This is a genomic window from Clostridium sp. UBA871, assembly GCF_002295255.1.
Taxonomy (GTDB): domain Bacteria; phylum Bacillota; class Clostridia; order Clostridiales; family Clostridiaceae; genus Clostridium_J; species Clostridium_J sulfidigenes.
On record NZ_DBFV01000011.1, the window covers coordinates 667573 to 688885 of the forward strand.

The following is a 21313-nucleotide window of genomic DNA, read 5'->3' on the forward strand; positions in this document are numbered from 1 at the left end:
CAAGATATCCGTCTATACTGTAGGGTATTTTATCATAGTAAATATTTAATTGAATTTAAATAATTGGTTACAATATAATGTTAATAAAAATATATTGTGTATAACAGCATAAGAAAAAATTTCATGACCTATTATATTAATAGTAAATATTATATATGTAAATAATATTAATTATATAGGTATGATAAGAAGGGAGAAAAGTTAAATGAATTATTTTGAAGAATTTACAAAGCATCTTTTAGAAGATGAAAAGCCATCCATATATTTTAATAACTTAGTAGAAAATAATGGTTATCCAGATATATATCCCTATAACATGGTTTTAAAGTTAAAAGATGTGGAGCAAAATCCTAAACATCACCCAGAAGGCAATGTTTGGATTCACACTATGATGGTTATAGATGAAGCTGCTAAAAGAAGAGATAGAAGCAAAGAGCCAAAGGGATTTATGTGGGCAGCATTTTTACATGACATAGGTAAGTTAACTACTACAAAGTTAAGAAGAGGCTACCTCACTGCCTATGACCATGATAAAGTTGGAGCAAGAATGGCAGAAGAATTTTTAACCCATTTAAAGCTTCATGAAGATAAAGGATTTTATGATTATGTAGTAAATCTAGTTAGACTTCATATGCAGATTCTTTTCGTAGTAAAAAATAATGAGTTTGCAGACCTTAATAGAGTTGTTAAAAGTGGATACATTGAGGATATAGGACTTCTTGGAATATGTGATAGATTAGGGAGAGGGCCAAAGACCGAAGAGGAAGTAAGAAAAGAAGAGAGAAATATTGAAATTTTCTTAGAAAGGTGCCAGAATTATATTGATAAGAGAAAAAGAATGGCAGAGACATATAATTTGCCTGAGAAATAAGAAAGCTTAGGAAGGTAAGTATTTAATGAAGAAGAAGATATTGAACATACTTAGAAAAAGTAAGGATGAATATATTTCAGGGGAAAGACTTAGTGAGGAATTAGGAATTACTAGGGCTGGAATATGGAAGCATATAAAAAGCTTAAAGGAAGTAGGATACGTTATAGAATCAATTTCCAATAGAGGATATAAACTAATAAGTACTCCGGATATTATAGATGGTGAAGAGATTTTACCTCTTCTTACAACTAAGTATATAGGGAGAAACTTCATTTATTTTGATGAAGTAGACTCTACTAATGTTCAGTGCAGAAGAGAGTGTAGTAATAATCCTATAGAAGGAATGGTAGTTGCTGCAGAGGAACAAACTAGTGGGAAGGGGAGATTGGGTAGAAGTTGGATTTCACCTAAAGGAACAGGAATATGGATGTCCATAGTATTAAAACCAAATATATCTCCTATGGTAGCACCTAGAGCTACTTTAATTGGTGCAGCAGCAGTTTATACTGCTCTAAAGGAGATGGGCATTTCTGTAGGAATAAAGTGGCCTAACGATATAGTCATTAATGGCAAAAAAATATGTGGCATATTAACTGAGATGAATGCAGAAATAGAAAGAGTAAATTATGTCATCATGGGAATTGGTATAAATGTTAATATGGAATCATTTCCAGATGAGTTAAAGGAAAAAGCCACATCCCTTAAAAATGAATTAGGAAATGAAGTTGATAGAAAAAAACTTGTAGCTAATATATTGAATAATTTTGAAGTGTTTTACGAAGACTTTAAAAATACAGGAGATATAAGTAGAGTTATAGAAATTTGTAGAGAAGGCTCATTACTTATAAATAAAGAGGTAAGAGTAATTAATGGAAATAATGAAGTCATATGTACGGTAATAGATATTGATGATGAAGGAGAATTAATAGTAAAACATAAAGATGGTACTATTAATAGAGTAATATCTGGAGAAGTATCTGTAAGAGGAATCTATGGATATGTTTAAACTAATAAATTAAAAGGATTGAAGTCTATTTTATAGGCTCAATCCTTTTACTCTATGGAATAATGAATTTTTTAGCTATTTAAAAAAGTTTACTGAAGCTGATATGGGACAATTTTTATTAAGCTCTAAAATTATATAAGAAAACCAAGGTTCTTTTCTTTTGCTAGTAGAAGATCCAGGATTTAAATACATTGTTTTTCCTTTAGTAAAAATACAAGGTTTATGGCTATGACCATATATTATTATATCAAGCTTATCCTTCTTAAAAGTATCAACCACATTATCTATAGTTTGCTTTTTAGTACCATCCCCGTGACAAATACCAATTTTATAACCTTCTAAAGTTAATATGTGTTTTTCAGGAACTAAACTTCTTAAATTAGATTTGTCATTATTTCCATAAACACCTATAAATTTTGATTTTTCCTTAATCATAGATATTACTTCAGGGGAGGTATAATCTCCTGCATGAATTATTAAATCTACATCTTTTAACTTATCATCTAGTATATGTTTTAGTCTTGAATAATGTTTATTCATGTGAGTATCAGAAATAATTCCGATTTTCAATTTAAGCTTCACCTCCACTTAAAAAATATATATACATTATTAGTATAAGCATAAAATTTTATTTGTGTAGTTTATATTTAAACAGTTAATTGAAACTTTTCTTAAAAAAGTAACACAAGTTAAAAATACTGATAAAATTAAAATGTTACTTAAAAAGTTAATGTAATCAATAATTATTATTCATTAAATAGTAGAAAAAACTCTTATATTCGGGTATACTATAATTAAGATAAATTTATTATAAACATTGCATTATTGTAATAAAGTATGGCTTAATTATATTTAATTTATGTATATAGTTAAGCAGGAACAACATAATAATATTTACTTAATTTCAAAATGTCATAGGAGTGATAAAATGAAAGATAGTATAATGAATATTATTAAAGACAAGACTTTAACTTATGAAATGAAAGTTTTAAATTTAGCTAGGGAGTCAGAAAATAGTTTAGATGTATTAAATAAATCTGACAAAACAAAAATGTACGAAAATGCAGGTGTTATATGTGACCTTAATGAAGGTAACGCACCCTATAGACCTAGATACATTGTACCTGACTATGAAAAGTTTATGAAAAATGGAAGTAAGTTTTTAAGCCTAACTCCTGCAGAGGATATATGGGATGCAGTAAATAATTTACTTATTCTATATAAACATGTACCATCAGTTACATCTTTCCCAGTATATGTAGGTAATATTGATACCCTTTTAGATCCATATATAGAAGATGAGGAAGAAGCATATAAAGCAATTAAATTTTTCTTAAAGCATATAGACAGAACAATAACTGATTCATTCTGTCATGCTAATATTGGACCTAAGGATACTAAAGCAGGAAGAATAATTTTAGAAGTAGAGAGAGAACTTCAAAATGCTACTCCTAATATAACCTTAAAATACTCAAAGGAAACTAGTGAAGAATTTGCAGTTGAAGCAATAAAAACAGCTCTTACCTGTGCTAAGCCAAGCTTTGCTAACCATGAAATGTTTAGCTCAGAATTAGGAGAAAAGTATGGAATAGTAAGTTGCTATAATGGACTTAATCTTGGCGGTGGAAGTTATACATTAGTTAGAATGTTACTTTCAAAACTAGCTAAGATGTCGTATAATGAAGAACACTTTTTAAACACTGTATTACCAGATGCTGTAGAATCAATGCTTGATTATATGGATAATAGAGTTAAATTCATAGTAGAAGAAAGTAATTTCTTTGAGTCAAGTTTCCTTGTAAGAGAAGGTTTATTATCAAGAGATAGATTTACTGCTATGTTTGGATTAGTTGGTCTTGCAGAATGTGTAAATACGCTTCTAGGAGCAACAGATGAAAAGGATAGATTTGGATATGGTGAAAGAGCTAACAAGCTAGGTGAAACTATTATAAATAAAATGTATACTATGGTTAATGCCCATGAAAATAAATATTGTGAAGTTACAGATAATCATTATCTACTTCATTCTCAAGTTGGAATTGATTCTGATACTGAAACAAGTCCAGGATGTAGAATTCCAATAGGAGAAGAGCCATCATTACCAGAACACTTGATTCAAAGTGCAGTATTCCACAAATACTTCCCATCTGGAATTGGTGATATATTTAAATTTGATGAAATGGCTAAGAAGAATCCAAAGTCAATTTTAGATATAATCAAAGGTGCCTTTGCACTAAATATGAGATATTTCTCCCTATACTGTGATGATTGTGACGTTATAAGAATTACAGGATATCTTGTTAAGCGTTCTGATATTGAAGCTTTAGATAGGGGAGAGCAAGTACTTCAAGATACAGTAGCCCTTGGATATGGAGCAGTTAAAAACTCCAAGATACTTGAAAGAAAATTAAGAAGTTCTGATAAATAGAATTCTTATCATTAGAGTTGGTAGTCATAGGATAAAAAGGATTTTTATAATAAAGGCCGCTTCGATACAATTGTAGCAAAAGCTTATAGTATTGGAGCGGTTCTATATTATCAGGAAAAGAAAATATATGAGAACTGGGGGAAGAAGTATGAATGATAAGCAAGAAACTATAGGCTATGTTAATAAAATAATACCTTTTAGTAATGTAGATGGAGAAGGCAATAGAATGGCCATATTTCTTCAAGGATGTAATTATAACTGTCTTTATTGTCATAATCCAGAAACTATAAATAGATGTATCAATTGTGGCGAATGTGTGCCTGCCTGTGAATATGGAGCCCTATCAATGGTAGATGGTAAGGTAGAGTATGATATTGATAAATGCGTTAATTGTGATGCTTGTGTTGATACTTGTAGGAAAAACAGTAGCCCTAAGATAACAAAAATAACTGCCTCAGAACTAATGAAAAAAATTGAAAAGGTAAAGCTATTTATTTCAGGAATAACGGTTTCAGGAGGCGAATGTACTCTTCAAAGAGATTTTCTAAAGGAGCTATTTACAAAAGTAAAGAGTCTTGGTTTAACAACTTTTATAGACACTAATGGTTCCACTCCTATATATAAGGATAAAGAACTTTTAGAAGTAACAGATAAAACTATGATAGATTTAAAAGCTTTTTCTCCAGAAGAAAATAGGATGCTTACAGGCCTCACTAATGAAACGGTAATAAAAAACATAAGAGAGCTAGGAAAACTTGATAAAATATATGAAATTAGAACAGTAGTAGTACCAGAAGTTCTTAATAATAATTATACTGTAGACATGGGAAGTAAGCTGTTAGCTGAAATTAATCCTAATATTCAATATAAGCTAATTAAATATAGACCTATGGGAGTAAGAAAGGAATTACTTGAGACTACAGTACCTACTAATGATTATATGAAGGAATTAGAATCATTAGCTAGAGCTAATGGATGCATAAACACCATAATAGTTTAAAGAATGGAAATTTAAAAAGTAATCTATATAAAAGGGGAAAGCTACAATTCAACAATTTTGAATTGTAGCTTTTAAAGTATTTAATAATTTACTTTAGGGACATATTTATATTTAAGAAAGTATTTCAGCAATGTTAACAGCGTGGTCACCCACTCTTTCAAGGTTACTAATAAGATCTAAGAATATAGTACCTACAATTGCATCACATGAACCATTATTTAATCTTTTGATATGTGATATCTTTAAATCTTTTTCTAAAGTATCTATTTTTTCTTCTAAGGTCCTTACATCCAAAGCCTTTTTATCACTATAGTCAGAGAAACATTCTATGCTATGCTCCAAAGCTTCTATGCAAATATTCACCATTACTTTAAGTTCTTCAATGGCATCTTTAGAAAACTTAACATTCTTAGAAAGTTTATCTTTAGCCAGGTCAGCAATGTTTTCAGCATGATCTCCGATACGTTCTATATCATTAACTACATGGAAATATGAAGCTATAGTAGTTCTTTGCTCATCTCCAATATCAGAATTGGATAGTTTAACTAGATATCTAGTTATATCTGTTTCTAATAGATTTATTAAAGCTTCATTCTTATATACTTTGTTAATTGAATCTTCATTATTATCAGTAAAGCCCATTAAGGCTGTTTCTATATTTTCCTTAGCTAAAGTACCCATTCTAATAATCTCATTAGTAACTTGACCAAAGGCTATAGTTGGAGTTTCTAAGAGTCTGTCATCTATATACTTAACTCCATCAACTTCTTTTTCATCTTCTCCTGGAAGTATGAAATTAACTAAAGTTACTAAGTATTTTGTAAATGGTAATATTAATATAGTGTTAACTACATTAAACATTGTATGGGCATTAGCAATTTGTTTTGCCACAACTCCTCCAGTTACACCAGGGGTAAGAGTTGTTACTGTAGTTAATAGTAATTTAGAAACTGGAGGAATTAGGAATATTATACTACCTATTACATTAAAGAATAAGTGAATTAATGCCGCCTTTTTAGCAGTCTTGCTAGTTCCTAAACAGGATATTAGAGCAGTAACACAAGTACCAATATTAGTTCCATATAACATTGGTATAGCTACATCAATTGGAAGACTTCCAACAGAAGCTAAAGCAACTAAAATTCCAGTAACTGCAGAGGAACTTTGAATTATAGCAGTCATTCCTATTCCTAATAAAAGGCTTAAGAATACATGTCCTTTTAGACTTAAAATAAGTTTTGTGAATACTGGTGACTCTCTAAGAGGAGACATAGCGTCAGACATTAAAATAAGACCTAAAAATAAAATACCAAATCCTAGAATTATATGACCTAATTCTTTAGGATTTTTCTTTTTGGTAAATAGTACCAAAAAGGCCCCTATTGCAATAAATACAGGAATTATAGCATCAAAATCAAAGGTAATTAATTGAGCTGTTATAGTTGTTCCAATATTAGCACCCATGATTACATAGGCTGCTTGAGATAAATTCATAATACCTGCATTAACAAATCCAACTACCATAACAGTTACAGCACTACTGCTTTGAATTATAGCAGTAACTATAGCACCTGTTGCTACACCCTTAAGTGGATTAGAGGTAATTTTATCAAAGATCCCCTTTAACTTTTCGCCAGCAAGGTTTTCAAGACCATCTCCCATGATTTTCATACCAAATAGGAATACTCCAAGACCTCCTAAAAGGTTAATAATTAAAAACAATGATTCCATAGTGTTAAACCTCCAATAAATAATATGTATTCAAATAATATTCATTCTAAAGACACAATTAAAGATACAATAATTTTAACTTAATAGTAACACAAAAACCTTTTATTTAACAAAGAGTAGAAAGTTTTAACAATAGATAAAGAAAAATTAACATGAATTTAACAAAGGACAAAGGTCTAAAAGACTTCATTAACTTATTTTGTGTATTTTAGTGAAAAATAATGTATATAATATAGAAGGAATGTTTAAAGAAGCATAGAATTATATAATATAAGAAAGGAAGTGGGCTTATGGAATTTAAAGAAATAATAAAAAGAGTTAAGAAGACTGAATATTTAGGATATTTTGATGTCATCGAACATAGAGAGGGCATTAAAAATCTAGTTATTTTTGAAAGTGAAGCTGATAACCTTGAAAAAGATATTCCTGAACCATGGTTTGTTAGGAAAAAGGAGTTTGATCGTGCAAAGGATGATTCACCAACCTTAATTAAAATAAATATATATAATAGAGTGGCAGACGCCATAAATGACATGGTTATGTATGATAATATAAATGAAAGTGATATAGAGCTGCTAAAGGAGTATCCAGACATTACAAAGCGAATTATGGAAAGAAAGTATGAAGATTTAGATAAAAGTATTAGTAAAATTAAAGAAGATAAAAAGGGTAAGTTAATTCCAATAATGAATAAAGCAAAAGCTTGCCTCGAAGAAATTGGAAGAAGACTTAATTAATCATATAAAAATTCTAAAGGATATTTTAGAAGAAAGAAAGCTGAGAATTTAATTCTTGGCTTTTTTTATGTTCGCAATTATAATTTATAAAAAGATTTAGGGATAAAATTCCAGTATGCTCAATATACTGGAATTTTATTTCTATAATATGTGAATATAAGTTATAAATGTACAAGCTATAATAAGTATAAAAAGTGAGCAAAGGAGGATTAATGTAAAAATGAACAATATTCTTATTGAGTGTGAATAACATATTTTATCGTGGGAGGTTCTAATATAAAACCTTGGATACAAAATTGGAATTGGAATAAAGTGATATGTATGATTAGTTTCCAGGAATTTTAGACAGAGGACCTAGTGTGGAAGATTGTAGAGCTATAAATAGATTATTTTAATAAAGTGAATGGAGAAAACTAAAATGAAAAAAATAATAAAATATTTTAGTATAACAATAGTATTAGTAATTACGGTGTTTTGTTTTAATGCTTATAGTAAGATTAAGGATTCAGAATGGAATTTAGGTGCAAATAGTCTAGTAGTTTCAAATAATACAACAGGGGTAATTAATGACGATATTAAATATGACATTATAGACTCACATATAAGTTTAACTAAGAAATACAATAGTATAAATGAATTAAAAAAAGATTCAACTATAATCGTAGAAGGGATTGTTAAAAATACAACTTCACCCATGATAGAAGATATACCTTATACAGTTTCAAAGGTAGAAATAGTAGAAATTTTTAAAAATGATGGCACATTAGAAAAAGGGAAAAATATATGCGTTATAGAAACAGAAGGAATTTTCTCACCAGAAGTCTTATTAAATGAACATAAGAAGAAGTTTTCAAATGAAGCCATTTCATTAAAAGATATGAAACCAACCAAGCTCATAACAGATGGGATTGCACCTATGGATATAAAAGAGCATGTAATAATATTTGCTTTACAAACACCACCATTAGATGGTAAGCCATGTTATGCACCAGTAGGTGAATATCAGGGAAAATACAAGCTATAAGACTCTAAATGGAAGCAACAAATACCAAAAGAATTTGAAGGTGAATATAAAGATAAGATAAAATCTAAAGATGAGATTGTTGATATGTTAAGATAAATTAGAGGTGTATGTATAAGTTTGGTTTAAATGTACATTTAGCACACAAACCATGCCACTGAAGGATGTAAAAATCAATAGTAATATAATATTTTAATAAATTTCATTGGAAAAACTATTCTAACAAAGTTTCTAACGAAAAATATAGAAAATATCAATATTACATGAGAATAAATAATAAAATAAATCTTCTGAAGATCTCTGAAACACTTGAAATTCAACACTTTACATTATATAATAAGATTGAACAAAATAAGAGTGACAGTTCGTAAGCCTCCTGTCTTTAAATAAAACTACGGCATTGAAATCTTTTAATTAGCTCATCATAAAAAGGTAGAGCTTTATTTATGTACAAGGATTACAAGGCTGTCATTTGGATGACGGCCTTTATTTTTTCTATAAGATATATAAATATATATTATAGGAGTATATATTTTAATCACCAATAAATATGGCGTGGTATTTTTTGGATAAAGAAAATGCTGAGTTAAAGATAGGTGCGGAGCTAGTGAGGTGACATAGCTAGACTCATTATTTTATTAGTAGGTTTGTATGGAGTTAAATAGGGCAATATATGAATCTAGTAAGGCTAAGAGCTTACACTATTAAAAAATGAGGAGGGTATTATATTTATGAATACTAGCAACAATACTAAAAAATTATTAAAGATGGCTCTAATTATAGCTACTTATGTAGCGGTTACTGCTGTTATTGCACCCTTTGCCTTTGGAAATATTCAATTTAGATTATCAGAGGTAATGGTACTTTTGGCATTTATAGACCCACTATATATTCCAGCCTTAACTATAGGATGTGCCATTTCAAATTTTCTACTAAGTCCTATGGCAATAGTAGATATGATATTTGGAAGCTTAGCTAGTTTAATAGCTGTAGTTTTAATTTGGCAAACTAAGAAGGCTTTAACTAAAAAAGAAGGCTATAATAAAATACTTGTACTATTTATAGCATCTTTATGGGCAACTATATCAAATGCTTTAATTATAGGAGCTGAGCTTTACTACATGATAAATTTACCATTTTGGCTTTCTGTATTACAAGTTGCCATAGGAGAATTTGTAGTAGTTTCAATTATAGGAGTTTTAGTATTTAAATTTATTATTAAAAATGAGAATTTAAGTGATATATTAAAGATTAACTAGGATAACCTATAATCGGATAATTATTAAAATTTTGAGAACCATATATTATTATAATGATGAAAAAACCTAAGTATGTCTATGCTTAGGTTTCTTTATGTGAAGTAAAGTTTTTTTGAAACGTAAGGATTTTGTAACCAAATATTAAATTTGTTGTATTAGAATGATTAAGGAAGATAAATATTAGACAGAAGAGGAAGATAACATGAAGAAAAGAAGTTTTCAAATTATTACAATTATAGGAATAATATTAGTAGTAATGATAGCAGCAATAGGTATGCATACCTTTATAGAGAATAAAAAGGTCCAGATGAATGAAAAACAAAGAGTACTATTAGGGAGAAAGCACTTGAAAGATTTAGAACAGGCTGATTTAAGTGTAATCCAGGATAAGATAGAGAAACATCATACCCCTGAAGTTGTGGTAGAGGATAAAGATGTTGATTTTTATAAGTTCTATGAGAATACAGTGTTTATGGGAGATTCTATCACAGAAGGTCTTATGGAGATGGAATTAGTAAATCAATATAATGTAATAAGTAATAAGGGAGATACTGTAGTTAAAGGTAAAGAAAACATAGATAAAGTTGTATCTTTACAGCCCAAGAATGTAGTACTTTTATATGGAATGAATGATGTAATAGAATTTGATGGAGGTGGACCTGGGGGTCCAGATAAGTTTAAGGCTCATTACATAGAATTTATAAATGATATTAAGACAAAATTACCTAATACTAATATATATATACAAGCACCTCTACCAGTTATGGATAGGGCTATAGAAACTAATGGAAGGCTTACTAATACTAATTTAGATGAGTTTAGAAAATTAGCTTATGAAGTAAGTGAAGAAACAGCAGTTAATTATTTAAATATTGATGTATTGGTAAGGGATAAAGGTGAGCTCTATGAGCAAGATGGAATACACTTAAAATATGATTTTTATTTAAAATGGTTATCTTATTTACACCAAGGAATTACATCAAATAATTAGGAGATAAATATGAAAAAGTATAAAAATTATTATTATATATTGATAGCAACAGTATTAATTACATTTATAGCCCTGTACCAAGTTCTTAAAGTTAAAGATGCAGATATGGATAGCTTAAGAAAGAATCTTTCACAGGTTATAGATGATGAACAGATGGATATAGGTGATAGTTCAAAGCTAAGAAAGTTATATTACATAAGTAAAAATGAAGTAGAAGATTTTATTTTATACGCACCTAAGAGCAATATGGATGCTAATGAGGTTCTCGTATTAAAAGGGAAAAGTGAAGAAGTTATACAGCAGTTAAAGGTCAAAGTTGAGGGAAGAATAAAAAAACAGTCCGATAGTTTTAATAGCTATAGGCCTGAGGAATATGACATAATAAGTAATCGTGTATTAGATATAAAAGGAAAGTACTTAATATTGATCATTTCAAAAGATTCGGCAACCATAGAAGCAACAATAAATAAAGAATTTAAGTAGTAAGTATATTTTAATTGGAGTGATTAATTTGGTTTTTAGTAGTTTGATATTTTTATTTATGTTTTTACCAATTACCTTAATAATTTATTATATATGTCCTAGGAAATTTAAAAATTTAGTAATTCTTATTATGAGTTTGATTTTTTACGCTTGGGGAGAACCTATATATATCTTCTTAATGATAGGATCCATATTAATTGATTATATAGGTGGCCTTATGATAGAGGCAAATAAGGAAGATAGTGAAAAAAGAACAGCAATATTTATTACTGTAATTGTACTAAATTTAAGTTTTTTATTCTTCTTTAAGTATTATGGGTTTTTAATTGATAATATCAATGGAATTTTTGGTATTAATCTTCAAATAAGGAATTTACCCTTACCACTGGGAATATCTTTTTACACATTCCAGCTCATATCCTATGTAGCAGATGTATATATGGGAAAGGTGGTTGCACAAAGAAACATTATAAATTTTGGGGCATACATTACTATGTTTCCGCAACTAGTAGCTGGACCAATTGTCCAATATAATGATATAGAAGATCAACTTAATAACAGAAGTGAGTCTATAGATAAATTTGGAGAAGGGGTAGAAAGATTTATTGGAGGTATGGGAAAAAAGGTTCTTATTGCTAACAATATAGGCATGATTTGGACTTCTATTAAGGGGCTTCCTATTGAAGAATTATCTATATTAACAGCTTGGATAGGTATAATTGCCTTTACACTACAAATATATTTTGATTTTAGTGGTTACTCTGATATGGCAATAGGTCTTGGAAAGATGTTTGGATTTGAATTTTTAGAGAACTTTAATCATCCCTATATGTCTAAGAGTATCAGTGAGTTTTGGAGAAGATGGCACATATCCTTAGGTTCATGGTTTAGGGATTATATATATATTCCTTTAGGAGGAAATAGAAGAGGGAAGGCTGTGCAATTTAGAAATTTACTTATAGTATGGTTTGCCACAGGACTATGGCATGGAGCTAGTTGGAATTTTGTAATTTGGGGCCTATATTTTGGAGTATTCATATTCCTTGAAAAATTATTTTTAGGAAAAATTCTTAATAAAGTCCCTGATGCTATTACTCATATATATACTGTAGTTTTAGTAATTATAAGCTGGGTATTCTTTGATACATCAAAGGTTAAAGATGCACTAAATTACATAAAGCTTATGTTTGGAATGGGAAAAAATATTTTTATGGATAATATGGCTAAATATACTTTGAAAACAAATCTAATACTTATAGTAATAGCAATTATTTGCTCTACGCCGTTGATTAAAAATTTAATTGCATATATAAAAAAGAAGTATAAGTTAAAGGGCGTATATATAGTTATAGCTATGAATATGTTAGTTTTAATTTTATCTATAGTTTATTTAGTTAGTGAAAGTTATAATCCTTTCCTATATTTTAGATTTTAAAGAAAGCAGAGTGAGAGAAATGTATAAAAGTAACAAGGTAAATAGAAGGCTAATGGTAGTAGTATTTCTCTTATTTATAGCTATAATGTCTGTAAGTAATATATTAAGAAGAGAAAAAGCATTTTCAGAAGAAGAAAATAGAAATCTAGCTAGTAGACCAGAGTTTTCTTTAGGAGCACTTCTTAGTGGTGACTATATTAAACATTATGAGAGTTATATATCAGACCAATTTCCAGGCAGAGGTTTATTTATAAATACTAAGGCTAAGGTAGATAAACTAATGGGTAAAAGTGAAAGTAATGATGTATTTATAGGAAAGAATAATCAACTTATAGAAGACTTTGAAGAGAGAGCGAAAGAAGAAACTGACCATAAGGTTTTAGCTGTTAATGAATTTGTAAAGAAACATGAAAATATAAATACAAGCTTTATGCTGATACCAACAGCTACAGAGATTCTAAAGGATAGGCTACCTAAATACGCACCAGTGGATAATCAGTTGGAATATATGAAGTACATAGAAGGAAAGTTAAGTTCTAATGTAAAATATATTAATCCCTATAATGCACTTATAAATAATAAGGATAAGTATCTATACTATAGGACAGACCATCACTGGACTAGCAAAGGGGCTTATCTTGCCTATGTGGAATTTTGTAAGAGTTTGGGGCTAGAGCCTAAAAAAGAGGGAGATTTTCAGGTTGAGTTAGTTGCTAATGATTTTTATGGAAGCTTAACTTCAAAAATAGGAGATAAGAGAGGAAAGCCAGATTGTATAAATGTATACATACCTAAAGAAAATGGAGAAATGGTGGTTAATTATATAACTGAGCAAAAGAGAACTAGTACCCTGTATAGCAGTGAGAATTTAGATAAAAAGGATAAGTATGAAGTTTTTACAGGAGGAAATCATCCACATATTAATATTAAATCTTTAGGAGATCCAAAGAAGAAGCTATTAGTAGTTAAAGATTCCTATGCCAATAGTTTTCTACCTTTTTTAACTTCCCACTATGGAGAGATAGACGTGGTAGATCTTAGGTATTACATGGATAATATGGAAGAGTTAATTGAGTCGAAGGATATAACAGATATATTATTCTTATATAATGTAAATACCTTTAATTCTGACGATTCTATATTAAATCTTAATTAGTAATAACTTAATTAACAATAAATAGGAGCTTAGATATATTAATATCTAGGCTCCTTTATTTAATTAAGATTTTGTATATATTCTAAGTATATTATTGAAGTTTTTTGCTTCCTTTAATTATTCTAGTGATAAAAAAGGCAAGTGTACCAAATACAGCAATTAAAACTATAGGTGTAAATAAAACACTTAAAGAACTTTGAGTTGCTGAACATATTGTCATATAAGAAAAATCAGAAACTAAGATTAATTTTAAAACTATCAGCATAGTTTTTAGATTAGTATATACAAAATTTTGATTTTTTTCTGTGATTTCTACAGGTACATTCCATATATTAGGAAACAGTGTTATGGTTGTAAGTCCTGTATATAAAATTATTGAAATTATAGGCATTATAAGTAGCATACCCTTCCCACTCCAGTTGGTAACAACTCCTTTAGCATTATAATGAGATGGGATAGTATCAGGAAGGGTGCTCCAAATGAATATTAGATAGATTATTGAGCCTAGTAAGATTAATAGAGCTAGAGTTTCAAGGAATTTTTGAAATTTAGTAAAAGGGACTTTCTCTTTCATAGAATATCCTCCAAACATATAAATAATTAATAGATATTAAGCTATAATATAATAATATAACAAATGTTATATTATAACAAATACAAAATTTTTCACCAATAGTTGACATTCTAAAATCATGCACATATAATAATAGATAACAAGTGTTTTGAATAAATAATATAAATTTGAAAATACTAGTTAATAGATGAAAATAAAGACTGTGATGAGAAGAGTAGATATGAGAAGTAGTTAAAGCGAGTTGACGATGGTGGAAGGTCAATATGAAGCTCTTATTGAAGAACATCTCGGAGTTTCTAACCGAAATCTTAGGAAAGTAGACTTAGACGGAAGCTCACCGTTAAAAGAGAAGAGTATCAAGAGAGATCTTTGTACTTGTTGAGTTGATCAATATGATAATTTGGGTGGTACCGCGGAATGTATCCTTTCGTCCCTGTTTTTTTAGGGAAGGAAAGGTTTTTTTATTGTCTTAAAATAGAATCATATTACCTCAACAGGCAATAATCAAATTATAAAAGGAGGATTTTATTATGGAAACAGTCTTAGTAAAAAGTCTTTACAGAGAAAGTGAAAAATACGCAGACCAAGATGTTTGTATTTCAGGATGGATTAGAACTTTAAGAAGTTCTAAAGCTTTTGGTTTTATAGAAGTTAATGATGGTAGCTTCTTTAAAAACCTTCAAGTTGTATTCGAGGATAGCCTTGAAAACTTTAAAGAAATAGAAAAGTTAAGTATTAGCTCATCTATAATAGTTGAAGGAAAGCTTGTATTAACTCCAGGAAGTAAGCAACCTTTTGAAATTAAAGCTACAAAAATAGTAATAGAAGGTGAATCAAGTAATGAGTATCCACTTCAAAAGAAGAGACACACCTTTGAATATTTAAGAACTATAGCTCACTTAAGACCTAGAAGTAATGCTTTTTCAGCAGTATTTAGAGTACGTTCTTTAGTTGCATATGCAATTCATAGATTCTTCAATGAAAGAGGATTTGTTTATACTCACACTCCAATAATTACAGGAAGTGACTGTGAAGGTGCAGGGGAAATGTTCAGAGTTACAACTATGGATCTTGAGAACATCCCAATGACTGAGGATAAGAAAATAGATTATAAGAATGACTTCTTTGGTAAGGAAACAAACCTTACAGTTAGTGGTCAGCTTGCAGCAGAAGCTTATGCTCTTGCATTTAGAAATGTTTATACTTTCGGACCAACTTTCAGAGCTGAAAATTCTAACACTGCAAGACATGCGGCAGAGTTCTGGATGGTAGAGCCAGAGATAGCTTTTGCAGACCTTAAGGATGACATGACATTGGCAGAAGATATGATAAAGTATATTATAAACTATGTCCTTGAAAATGCTCCAGAAGAAATGGAATTCTTCAACAGCTTTGTAGATAAGGGATTACTTGAAAGATTAAACCACGTTGCAACTTCTGACTTTGGTCATGTAACTTATACAGAAGCTGTAGAATTATTAAAGAAATCAGATAAAGAGTTCCAGTACCCAGTAGAATGGGGTTGTGACCTTCAAACAGAGCATGAGAGATATCTTACTGAGGAAGTATACAAAAGACCAGTATTCGTTACTGACTATCCAAAGGAAATCAAAGCTTTCTACATGAGAATGAACGATGACAACAAAACTGTAGCAGCTATGGACTTATTAGTTCCTGGTATAGGAGAAATCATCGGAGGAAGCCAAAGAGAAGAAAGATATGATCTTCTTGTAGACAGAATCAACGAATTAGGATTAAACCCAGAGGACTACTGGTGGTACCTAGAATTAAGAAAATTTGGTGGCACAAAACACGCTGGATTTGGTCTAGGCTTCGAAAGAATGATAATGTACGTAACTGGAATGAGCAACATCAGAGACGTAATACCATTCCCAAGAACTACAGGAACTGCAGAATTCTAGGAGAAAATTTAATAGAATAAATATGAGGGTAAAACGAAAGTTTTACCCTCTTTTGTGTTTAAGCATATATCAACTTATTTAATAGCACAGTCTAATTTATAAAAAAATTTTAAATTATAATCTTAACTATGTAAAACTATAACTATATTAATATTTTTATAGGAAACTAGCTTTATATTTAACAATAAAACTATTTAACTATTTGTAGGCGCCATAGGGGTTTCAAGGATTTTATACATATTAAAAGATACTGAAAGCATGTTAAGTTAGAGTTAATTAAAGATTCAAAGGCTTCACCTAAGTTTTATGGAGAATAGATAAAAGTATTTAAATGAATATGTTTATGATAAAATGATAATGATTAATTTAGGACATGATATTATAAAATTTTTTAAAAATGGTAAGATAAATCATATAACATTATAGGTTTTATATAATATAAGGGGTGATTTTTTGAATTTAGATGGAGAAATAGTAGCAAATGAAGTTGCGGATAGAATAATAAAGGATTATGTTAATGCAATAGGTGAATTAGTGGAGAATTTGGAGAAGTTACTATAATAGATTAATATTAAAAAAGAGTATTTCTGGTATAAATGCTCTTTTTTTATGTGTAAAATTCTATCTTAAATTTCTACTTTAAAACTTAATTACAATGGTGGAATTTATTAAAAGTAACCTATACTATTATATAAGTGGTAATTATTTTGAATTTAAGATAAAAATGTCAGAATTGTAAGTTTTCATTCGTTATGTTTAGTAAGAGGACTCTTAAACAGCAAGGAGTGATTAGGTGGAGATTTCATCGGATGAAAATTTTAAAAATAATATGCTAGCACAGCTTTATGATGCCTATGAAAATAAGATGTATGGTATTGCATACTCGATTTTAAATAATGTAGAACAAGCTGAGGATGCAGTTCAAGATGCATTTATAAAGCTAATTCCATATATCTCGACTATTCATGGGGTAGAAAGTTTAAAAACTAAGAGATTGGTTGTATATACAATAAAAAACATATCCATTGATTTATATCGTAGAAATAGGAAAGAAACTCAGTTATTCACTAAAGAGGTAGAGGAAAAAGTGACAAGTGAAAACCAAAAGGGAGTTCCTTCTGTAAAAACAGTAGAAGATAGACATATGATTACACAATTACTTTCTAAATTACCATCAAAATATCGTGAGATAATTCAGTATCGTTGCTTTTATGAACTTAGCTATAGAGAAATATCATCATTACTACACATTAGTGAAGATGTTGCAACAAAAAGATATGAACGTGCCAAAAAGATGGTAAAAGAAATGATAGGAGATGAATTGTATGGATAATAAACCAGATCTTGATAAATTGATGTATCTTTTAGGGCAAGAAAATGCTGTAGAAGAGTTAAAACGTACTATTGAGCCTCATGAATTTTCTCAAAAATATAAAAATCAAAAAGTTAACATCATTGAAAATCAAGATTTTATTCAACGGGATAATAATACAGACTCTATTCAGAGTATTAATAAAAAGGGGAAAAAAATTATGAAGAAAAAGATAATAGTACTTATTGCAGCTATTACAGCTACATTAGCAATATCTGCAACAGCCTATGGTGCAGTTAAACATTATTTAGTTACAACAAGTAAGAATGAAGAAACAGGAACACTTACTTGTGATATTGAAACAGAATCTGCTCCTACTAAAGTACCTGCAATGAAGGTGGTTCCTGGCTATATTCCAGAAGGATATATAGAGACTGAAAATGCTCTTGGAAAATATCATCCTAATGGTGACCTTAGTGTAGGGGGAATTACTATTTGTCCACCTGTCTATACTACGCATTTTGAAGAAATTTACGTAAGTGATGTAGAAGAAACTACCCTTGGTGGCATAAAGGCACAAATTCTTACAAGGGAAGGACTGGAGTACAATCATATTATCAATATGTTTTATGAAAAAGGTGGATATGTTGTTACAATTTATGGTGCTGACAATACTTCTTTAGAAGAACTTAAGAAAGTAGCAGAAAATATTAAATGTGAAGAGATTCCTGGAGAATTTATTGTGATTCCTGCATTTTCAGATGAACTAAAAGATGTAGTAGATAATGATAAAGAAGAGATAGAATATGTAGAACCTGGAATTTCAACTGATCATGTATTTAATATTTATGAAGAAATAAGTGATGAAGCGTTCCCAGATGAAAACCCAACTTTTACTGTAAATAATATTGAAGTATTAGATAAGTTACCTGAATTAGATAAAAATAAGTTCTCTGACTATAATGAGTATCTTACATTTATAAATGAAGATGGAACACTAAAGGATTATGAAAGAGTTAACGAGGAAAAATGGGAAAATAATAAAATGAATACTATTACTGAAACAGTAGGAATGAAGTATGTTTATGTAACTTTAACCATGAAGAATCCTTTTGATAAAGAACTAAAAGATATAAATATTTATCCGAGAATTGGGTTTATGAAGAAAGCATCAAATAGTAATCTCCAATTTCTAAGTGATTATTGGGGTAATGGTAATAACCTTCAAATGGATAATGCACCAATATACTTTGATCAATCAGATTATGAAGGAAAAAGCTTTTTCTTCAGTGATTTTTCACCGAATGAAACAAAAGAAACTCATTTAGTTTACGCAGTAGATGAAGATAAAATTGACAATGCTTATATTAGGTTTGAGCAAAGTGGAACTACGTCTTTTGTTGGAAATTATATTAAAGTAACTAAATAAAAATTTAAAGGTATATCTCAAAATATTTTTGAGATATACCTTTTTTACATTAATAATATAATAGAGTCATTGATAGAATAAATAGATTTATCAACAGTTTCTGAGGCTTTTTATTGTTAAAAATAACTTAAATAAGAGTTATAAAGTTAACAATTATCTCTTATTAAAAAAACTTACAACTAATTAATGTAAATAGAAATATAAAAATACATAAAAATACATAAAAATACAAAATGAATGAATAAATAAACAAATTAAACGGTAAACTTTATTGAAATTTCACAAAATTCATGATATATTCAATATATTAAGTGGATATTTATTCATAATTATATTTAAATTAAATATAATTATATATTTTACTATTTATTACATATAAAGGGGTATAAAATAACTATAGATAAATTATTTAATTCACGCTTATAAGTATTTTTTTATAAGAAAATACTTAAAGATAAATATTTAATTAACAAGGGGGACTAATTTATGAATAAGGGGAAAGAAATTAAAAAACCATCGCTGCTAATAGCAGTGATACCATTTGTGTGCTTAATTTGCTTTATGCTATTAGGTGTACTAGTATTTGATTCAGCACCACAGATACCATTAGTTATATGTTGTGCTATTACCGCCATTATAGGGAAATTTTTAGGTCATAGTTGGGAAGATATGGAGGAGTCAATGATAAAGACAAACTCCATGGCTATGCAAGCTAACTTTATTATTATGATAGTTGGTTGTTTAGTAGGAGCTTGGATTGCGGGTGGAGTAGTTCCGGGAATGATATTTTATGGACTTAAATTATTTACACCAACTATGTTTTTATTCTTGCTTCCAATAATATGTGCTATCGTTTCTGTTTCAACAGGAAGTGCATGGACTACAGCAGGAACTATGGGAACAGCAGCAATGGGTATAGGTGCTGGTCTTGGAATACCTTCTGCAATTGTTGCAGGGGCAGTTGTTACAGGGGCTTCTTTTGGAGATAAGCTGTCACCACTTTCAGATAGTACAAATTTATCAGCAGGTGTAGCGGGAGTAAATGTGTTTGATCATATAAGACATATGTTGTATACAACAGTACCAAGCTTTATAATTGCTGTAATTCTATTTGCGATAATAGGCTTAGGATTTAGAAATACAGCAGTTGCTGATACTAGTCAAATAAATGCTATTTTAGAAACATTACAAGGAAGCTTCAATATTAGTCCAATAATATTTATAGCACCACTTTCAGTAGTTTTAATGATTATATTTAAAGTTCCAGCAATACCAGGAATGTTAGGTGGAACTATTATAGGAGTTTTATTTGCACTAGGACAAGGACAGACTATTTCAAGTATTGTACAGTCATTATTCTATGGATTTGAGATAAGCTCAGGAAATGCAATGGTTGACTCACTCCTTAATAGAGGCGGTATGCTTGGAATGATGGAAACTATTTCTTTAGTTATGTGTGCATTATGTTTTGGTGGACTTGTAAAGCAAATAGGTTGTTTAGATACTATAATAGCTAAAATTCTTACTTTCTGTCACAGCAGAGGAAGTATTGTTCTATCAAATATTATAAGTTGTATCGCTATGAACTTTATGGCTGCTGATCAATATATGGCAATAGTTATACCAGGTCAAATGTATAAACCAGTATATGAAAAGTTGAATTTACATCCTAAAAATCTTTCAAGAGTACTTGAAGATGCAGGAACTTTAACTTCAGGGCTGGTGCCTTGGTCAACTTGTGGGGCAGTATACTTTACTACTTTAGGAGTAAGTGCTTTTGCTTATGCACCATTCCACTTCTTGGGACTAATTAATCCTATTATATCTGCAATATATGGATATACGGGATTTGCAATGAAGCCATTAGATGAAAGTAAACCAATATCTAAAGGATTAACAGCTGAGGATTTTATAAAAGAAGAAAATGATAAAGAAATTGTAGCTTAAGAATACAAATA

18 protein-coding genes and 1 other annotated feature are annotated in these 21313 nt (G+C 29.5%); of the genes, 15 read left to right on the plus strand and 3 right to left on the minus strand.

What is annotated here, in order from left to right; all coding sequences use genetic code 11:
• The first annotated feature begins 205 nt into the window (after positions 1-205).
• Both B3086_RS16265 and B3086_RS16270 read left to right on the plus strand, forming a co-directional pair.
• The gene (locus tag B3086_RS16265; protein ID WP_346874166.1) at positions 206-871 is read left to right on the plus strand and encodes an HDIG domain-containing metalloprotein; all 666 of its coding nucleotides are present in this window, start codon (positions 206-208) and stop codon (positions 869-871) included.
• Positions 872-896: 25 nt separating this feature from the next.
• Positions 897-1877 (plus strand): biotin--[acetyl-CoA-carboxylase] ligase, encoded by a 981-nt coding sequence (locus tag B3086_RS16270; protein WP_346877303.1) that lies wholly within the window; start codon positions 897-899, stop codon positions 1875-1877.
• A gap of 75 nt (positions 1878-1952) precedes the next feature.
• Here the strand turns inward: B3086_RS16270 and B3086_RS16275 are convergent, their stop codons facing one another.
• Entirely contained in the window at positions 1953-2447 is a 495-nt protein-coding gene (locus B3086_RS16275; RefSeq protein WP_346848513.1) for a metallophosphoesterase family protein, read from the minus strand.
• 358 nt (positions 2448-2805) lie between these two features.
• Here B3086_RS16275 and B3086_RS16280 point away from each other — a divergent pair, with 358 nt between their 5' ends.
• Both B3086_RS16280 and B3086_RS16285 read left to right on the plus strand, forming a co-directional pair.
• Positions 2806-4305 carry a YjjI family glycine radical enzyme gene (locus tag B3086_RS16280; RefSeq protein ID WP_346848514.1) on the plus strand — a complete coding sequence of 500 codons (1500 nt, stop codon included), beginning with the start codon at positions 2806-2808 and terminating at the stop codon, positions 4303-4305.
• Positions 4306-4453: 148 nt separating this feature from the next.
• Complete coding sequence (locus tag B3086_RS16285) at positions 4454-5305, plus strand: YjjW family glycine radical enzyme activase (protein WP_346877739.1); 852 nt, start codon at positions 4454-4456, stop codon at positions 5303-5305.
• A 111-nt stretch (positions 5306-5416) separates the two neighbouring features.
• Here the strand turns inward: B3086_RS16285 and B3086_RS16290 are convergent, their stop codons facing one another.
• Positions 5417-7036, minus strand: coding sequence for a Na/Pi cotransporter family protein (locus tag B3086_RS16290; protein ID WP_346848516.1), 1620 nt, complete (start codon positions 7034-7036; stop codon positions 5417-5419).
• A 290-nt stretch (positions 7037-7326) separates the two neighbouring features.
• On the opposite strand from B3086_RS16290, the gene B3086_RS16295 reads away from it, so the two are divergent.
• The 7 genes from B3086_RS16295 to B3086_RS16325 all read left to right on the plus strand — a co-directional run bounded on the left by B3086_RS16295 (position 7327) and on the right by B3086_RS16325 (position 14118).
• Positions 7327-7773 (plus strand): hypothetical protein, encoded by a 447-nt coding sequence (locus B3086_RS16295; protein ID WP_346879504.1) that lies wholly within the window; start codon positions 7327-7329, stop codon positions 7771-7773.
• Between the two features lie 418 nt (positions 7774-8191).
• Positions 8192-8797: a hypothetical protein gene (locus B3086_RS16300; protein ID WP_346879505.1), complete on the plus strand. Its 606-nt coding sequence runs from the start codon at positions 8192-8194 to the stop codon at positions 8795-8797.
• A 728-nt stretch (positions 8798-9525) separates the two neighbouring features.
• On the plus strand, positions 9526-10053 hold the full coding sequence (locus tag B3086_RS16305; protein ID WP_346879506.1) for a QueT transporter family protein: 528 nt from the start codon (positions 9526-9528) through the stop codon (positions 10051-10053).
• Positions 10054-10255: 202 nt separating this feature from the next.
• Positions 10256-11044: a GDSL-type esterase/lipase family protein gene (locus tag B3086_RS16310; RefSeq protein WP_346877742.1), complete on the plus strand. Its 789-nt coding sequence runs from the start codon at positions 10256-10258 to the stop codon at positions 11042-11044.
• A 9-nt stretch (positions 11045-11053) separates the two neighbouring features.
• The gene (locus B3086_RS16315; RefSeq protein WP_346877743.1) at positions 11054-11527 is read left to right on the plus strand and encodes a DUF4358 domain-containing protein; all 474 of its coding nucleotides are present in this window, start codon (positions 11054-11056) and stop codon (positions 11525-11527) included.
• 28 nt (positions 11528-11555) lie between these two features.
• A complete protein-coding gene (locus tag B3086_RS16320) occupies positions 11556-12962 on the plus strand; it encodes an MBOAT family O-acyltransferase (protein WP_346877744.1) in 1407 nt (468 codons plus the stop codon).
• 19 nt (positions 12963-12981) lie between these two features.
• Positions 12982-14118, plus strand: a complete 1137-nt coding sequence (locus tag B3086_RS16325; protein WP_346879507.1) for a DHHW family protein — start codon at positions 12982-12984, stop codon at positions 14116-14118.
• 91 nt (positions 14119-14209) lie between these two features.
• Here the strand turns inward: B3086_RS16325 and B3086_RS16330 are convergent, their stop codons facing one another.
• Positions 14210-14692 carry a DUF1648 domain-containing protein gene (locus B3086_RS16330; RefSeq protein ID WP_346848524.1) on the minus strand — a complete coding sequence of 161 codons (483 nt, stop codon included), beginning with the start codon at positions 14690-14692 and terminating at the stop codon, positions 14210-14212.
• A gap of 193 nt (positions 14693-14885) precedes the next feature.
• Positions 14886-15130, plus strand: a binding site (T-box leader).
• Positions 15131-15222: 92 nt separating this feature from the next.
• Here B3086_RS16330 and asnS point away from each other — a divergent pair.
• The 4 genes from asnS to nhaC all read left to right on the plus strand — a co-directional run bounded on the left by asnS (position 15223) and on the right by nhaC (position 21302).
• On the plus strand, positions 15223-16614 hold the full coding sequence (asnS, locus tag B3086_RS16335) for an asparagine--tRNA ligase (protein WP_346848525.1): 1392 nt from the start codon (positions 15223-15225) through the stop codon (positions 16612-16614).
• A 793-nt stretch (positions 16615-17407) separates the two neighbouring features.
• The gene (locus B3086_RS16340) at positions 17408-17947 is read left to right on the plus strand and encodes an RNA polymerase sigma factor (protein WP_346893914.1); all 540 of its coding nucleotides are present in this window, start codon (positions 17408-17410) and stop codon (positions 17945-17947) included.
• Entirely contained in the window at positions 17940-19355 is a 1416-nt protein-coding gene (locus tag B3086_RS16345; protein WP_346893916.1) for a hypothetical protein, read from the plus strand. The genes B3086_RS16340 and B3086_RS16345 overlap by 8 nt, the downstream gene beginning before the upstream one ends.
• Before the next feature lie 486 nt (positions 19356-19841).
• Complete coding sequence (gene nhaC / locus B3086_RS16350; RefSeq protein WP_346848528.1) at positions 19842-21302, plus strand: Na+/H+ antiporter NhaC; 1461 nt, start codon at positions 19842-19844, stop codon at positions 21300-21302.
• Positions 21303-21313 lie beyond the last annotated feature (11 nt).

What these genes read in the sequence shown, in the direction of transcription:
- B3086_RS16310 (WP_346877742.1), top strand. Translation starts at nt 10,256, where the DNA reads ATGAAGAAAAGAAGTTTTCAAATTATTACAATTATAGGAATAATATTA.
- B3086_RS16285 (WP_346877739.1), top strand. Translation starts at nt 4,454, where the DNA reads ATGAATGATAAGCAAGAAACTATAGGCTATGTTAATAAAATAATACCT.
- B3086_RS16300 (WP_346879505.1), top strand. Translation starts at nt 8,192, where the DNA reads ATGAAAAAAATAATAAAATATTTTAGTATAACAATAGTATTAGTAATT.
- B3086_RS16270 (WP_346877303.1), top strand. Translation starts at nt 897, where the DNA reads ATGAAGAAGAAGATATTGAACATACTTAGAAAAAGTAAGGATGAATAT.
- B3086_RS16345 (WP_346893916.1), top strand. Translation starts at nt 17,940, where the DNA reads ATGGATAATAAACCAGATCTTGATAAATTGATGTATCTTTTAGGGCAA.
- B3086_RS16315 (WP_346877743.1), top strand. Translation starts at nt 11,054, where the DNA reads ATGAAAAAGTATAAAAATTATTATTATATATTGATAGCAACAGTATTA.
- B3086_RS16265 (WP_346874166.1), top strand. Translation starts at nt 206, where the DNA reads ATGAATTATTTTGAAGAATTTACAAAGCATCTTTTAGAAGATGAAAAG.
- B3086_RS16325 (WP_346879507.1), top strand. Translation starts at nt 12,982, where the DNA reads ATGTATAAAAGTAACAAGGTAAATAGAAGGCTAATGGTAGTAGTATTT.
- B3086_RS16330 (WP_346848524.1), bottom strand. Translation starts at nt 14,692, where the DNA reads ATGAAAGAGAAAGTCCCTTTTACTAAATTTCAAAAATTCCTTGAAACT.
- B3086_RS16290 (WP_346848516.1), bottom strand. Translation starts at nt 7,036, where the DNA reads ATGGAATCATTGTTTTTAATTATTAACCTTTTAGGAGGTCTTGGAGTA.
- B3086_RS16295 (WP_346879504.1), top strand. Translation starts at nt 7,327, where the DNA reads ATGGAATTTAAAGAAATAATAAAAAGAGTTAAGAAGACTGAATATTTA.
- B3086_RS16305 (WP_346879506.1), top strand. Translation starts at nt 9,526, where the DNA reads ATGAATACTAGCAACAATACTAAAAAATTATTAAAGATGGCTCTAATT.
- B3086_RS16280 (WP_346848514.1), top strand. Translation starts at nt 2,806, where the DNA reads ATGAAAGATAGTATAATGAATATTATTAAAGACAAGACTTTAACTTAT.
- asnS (WP_346848525.1), top strand. Translation starts at nt 15,223, where the DNA reads ATGGAAACAGTCTTAGTAAAAAGTCTTTACAGAGAAAGTGAAAAATAC.
- nhaC (WP_346848528.1), top strand. Translation starts at nt 19,842, where the DNA reads ATGAATAAGGGGAAAGAAATTAAAAAACCATCGCTGCTAATAGCAGTG.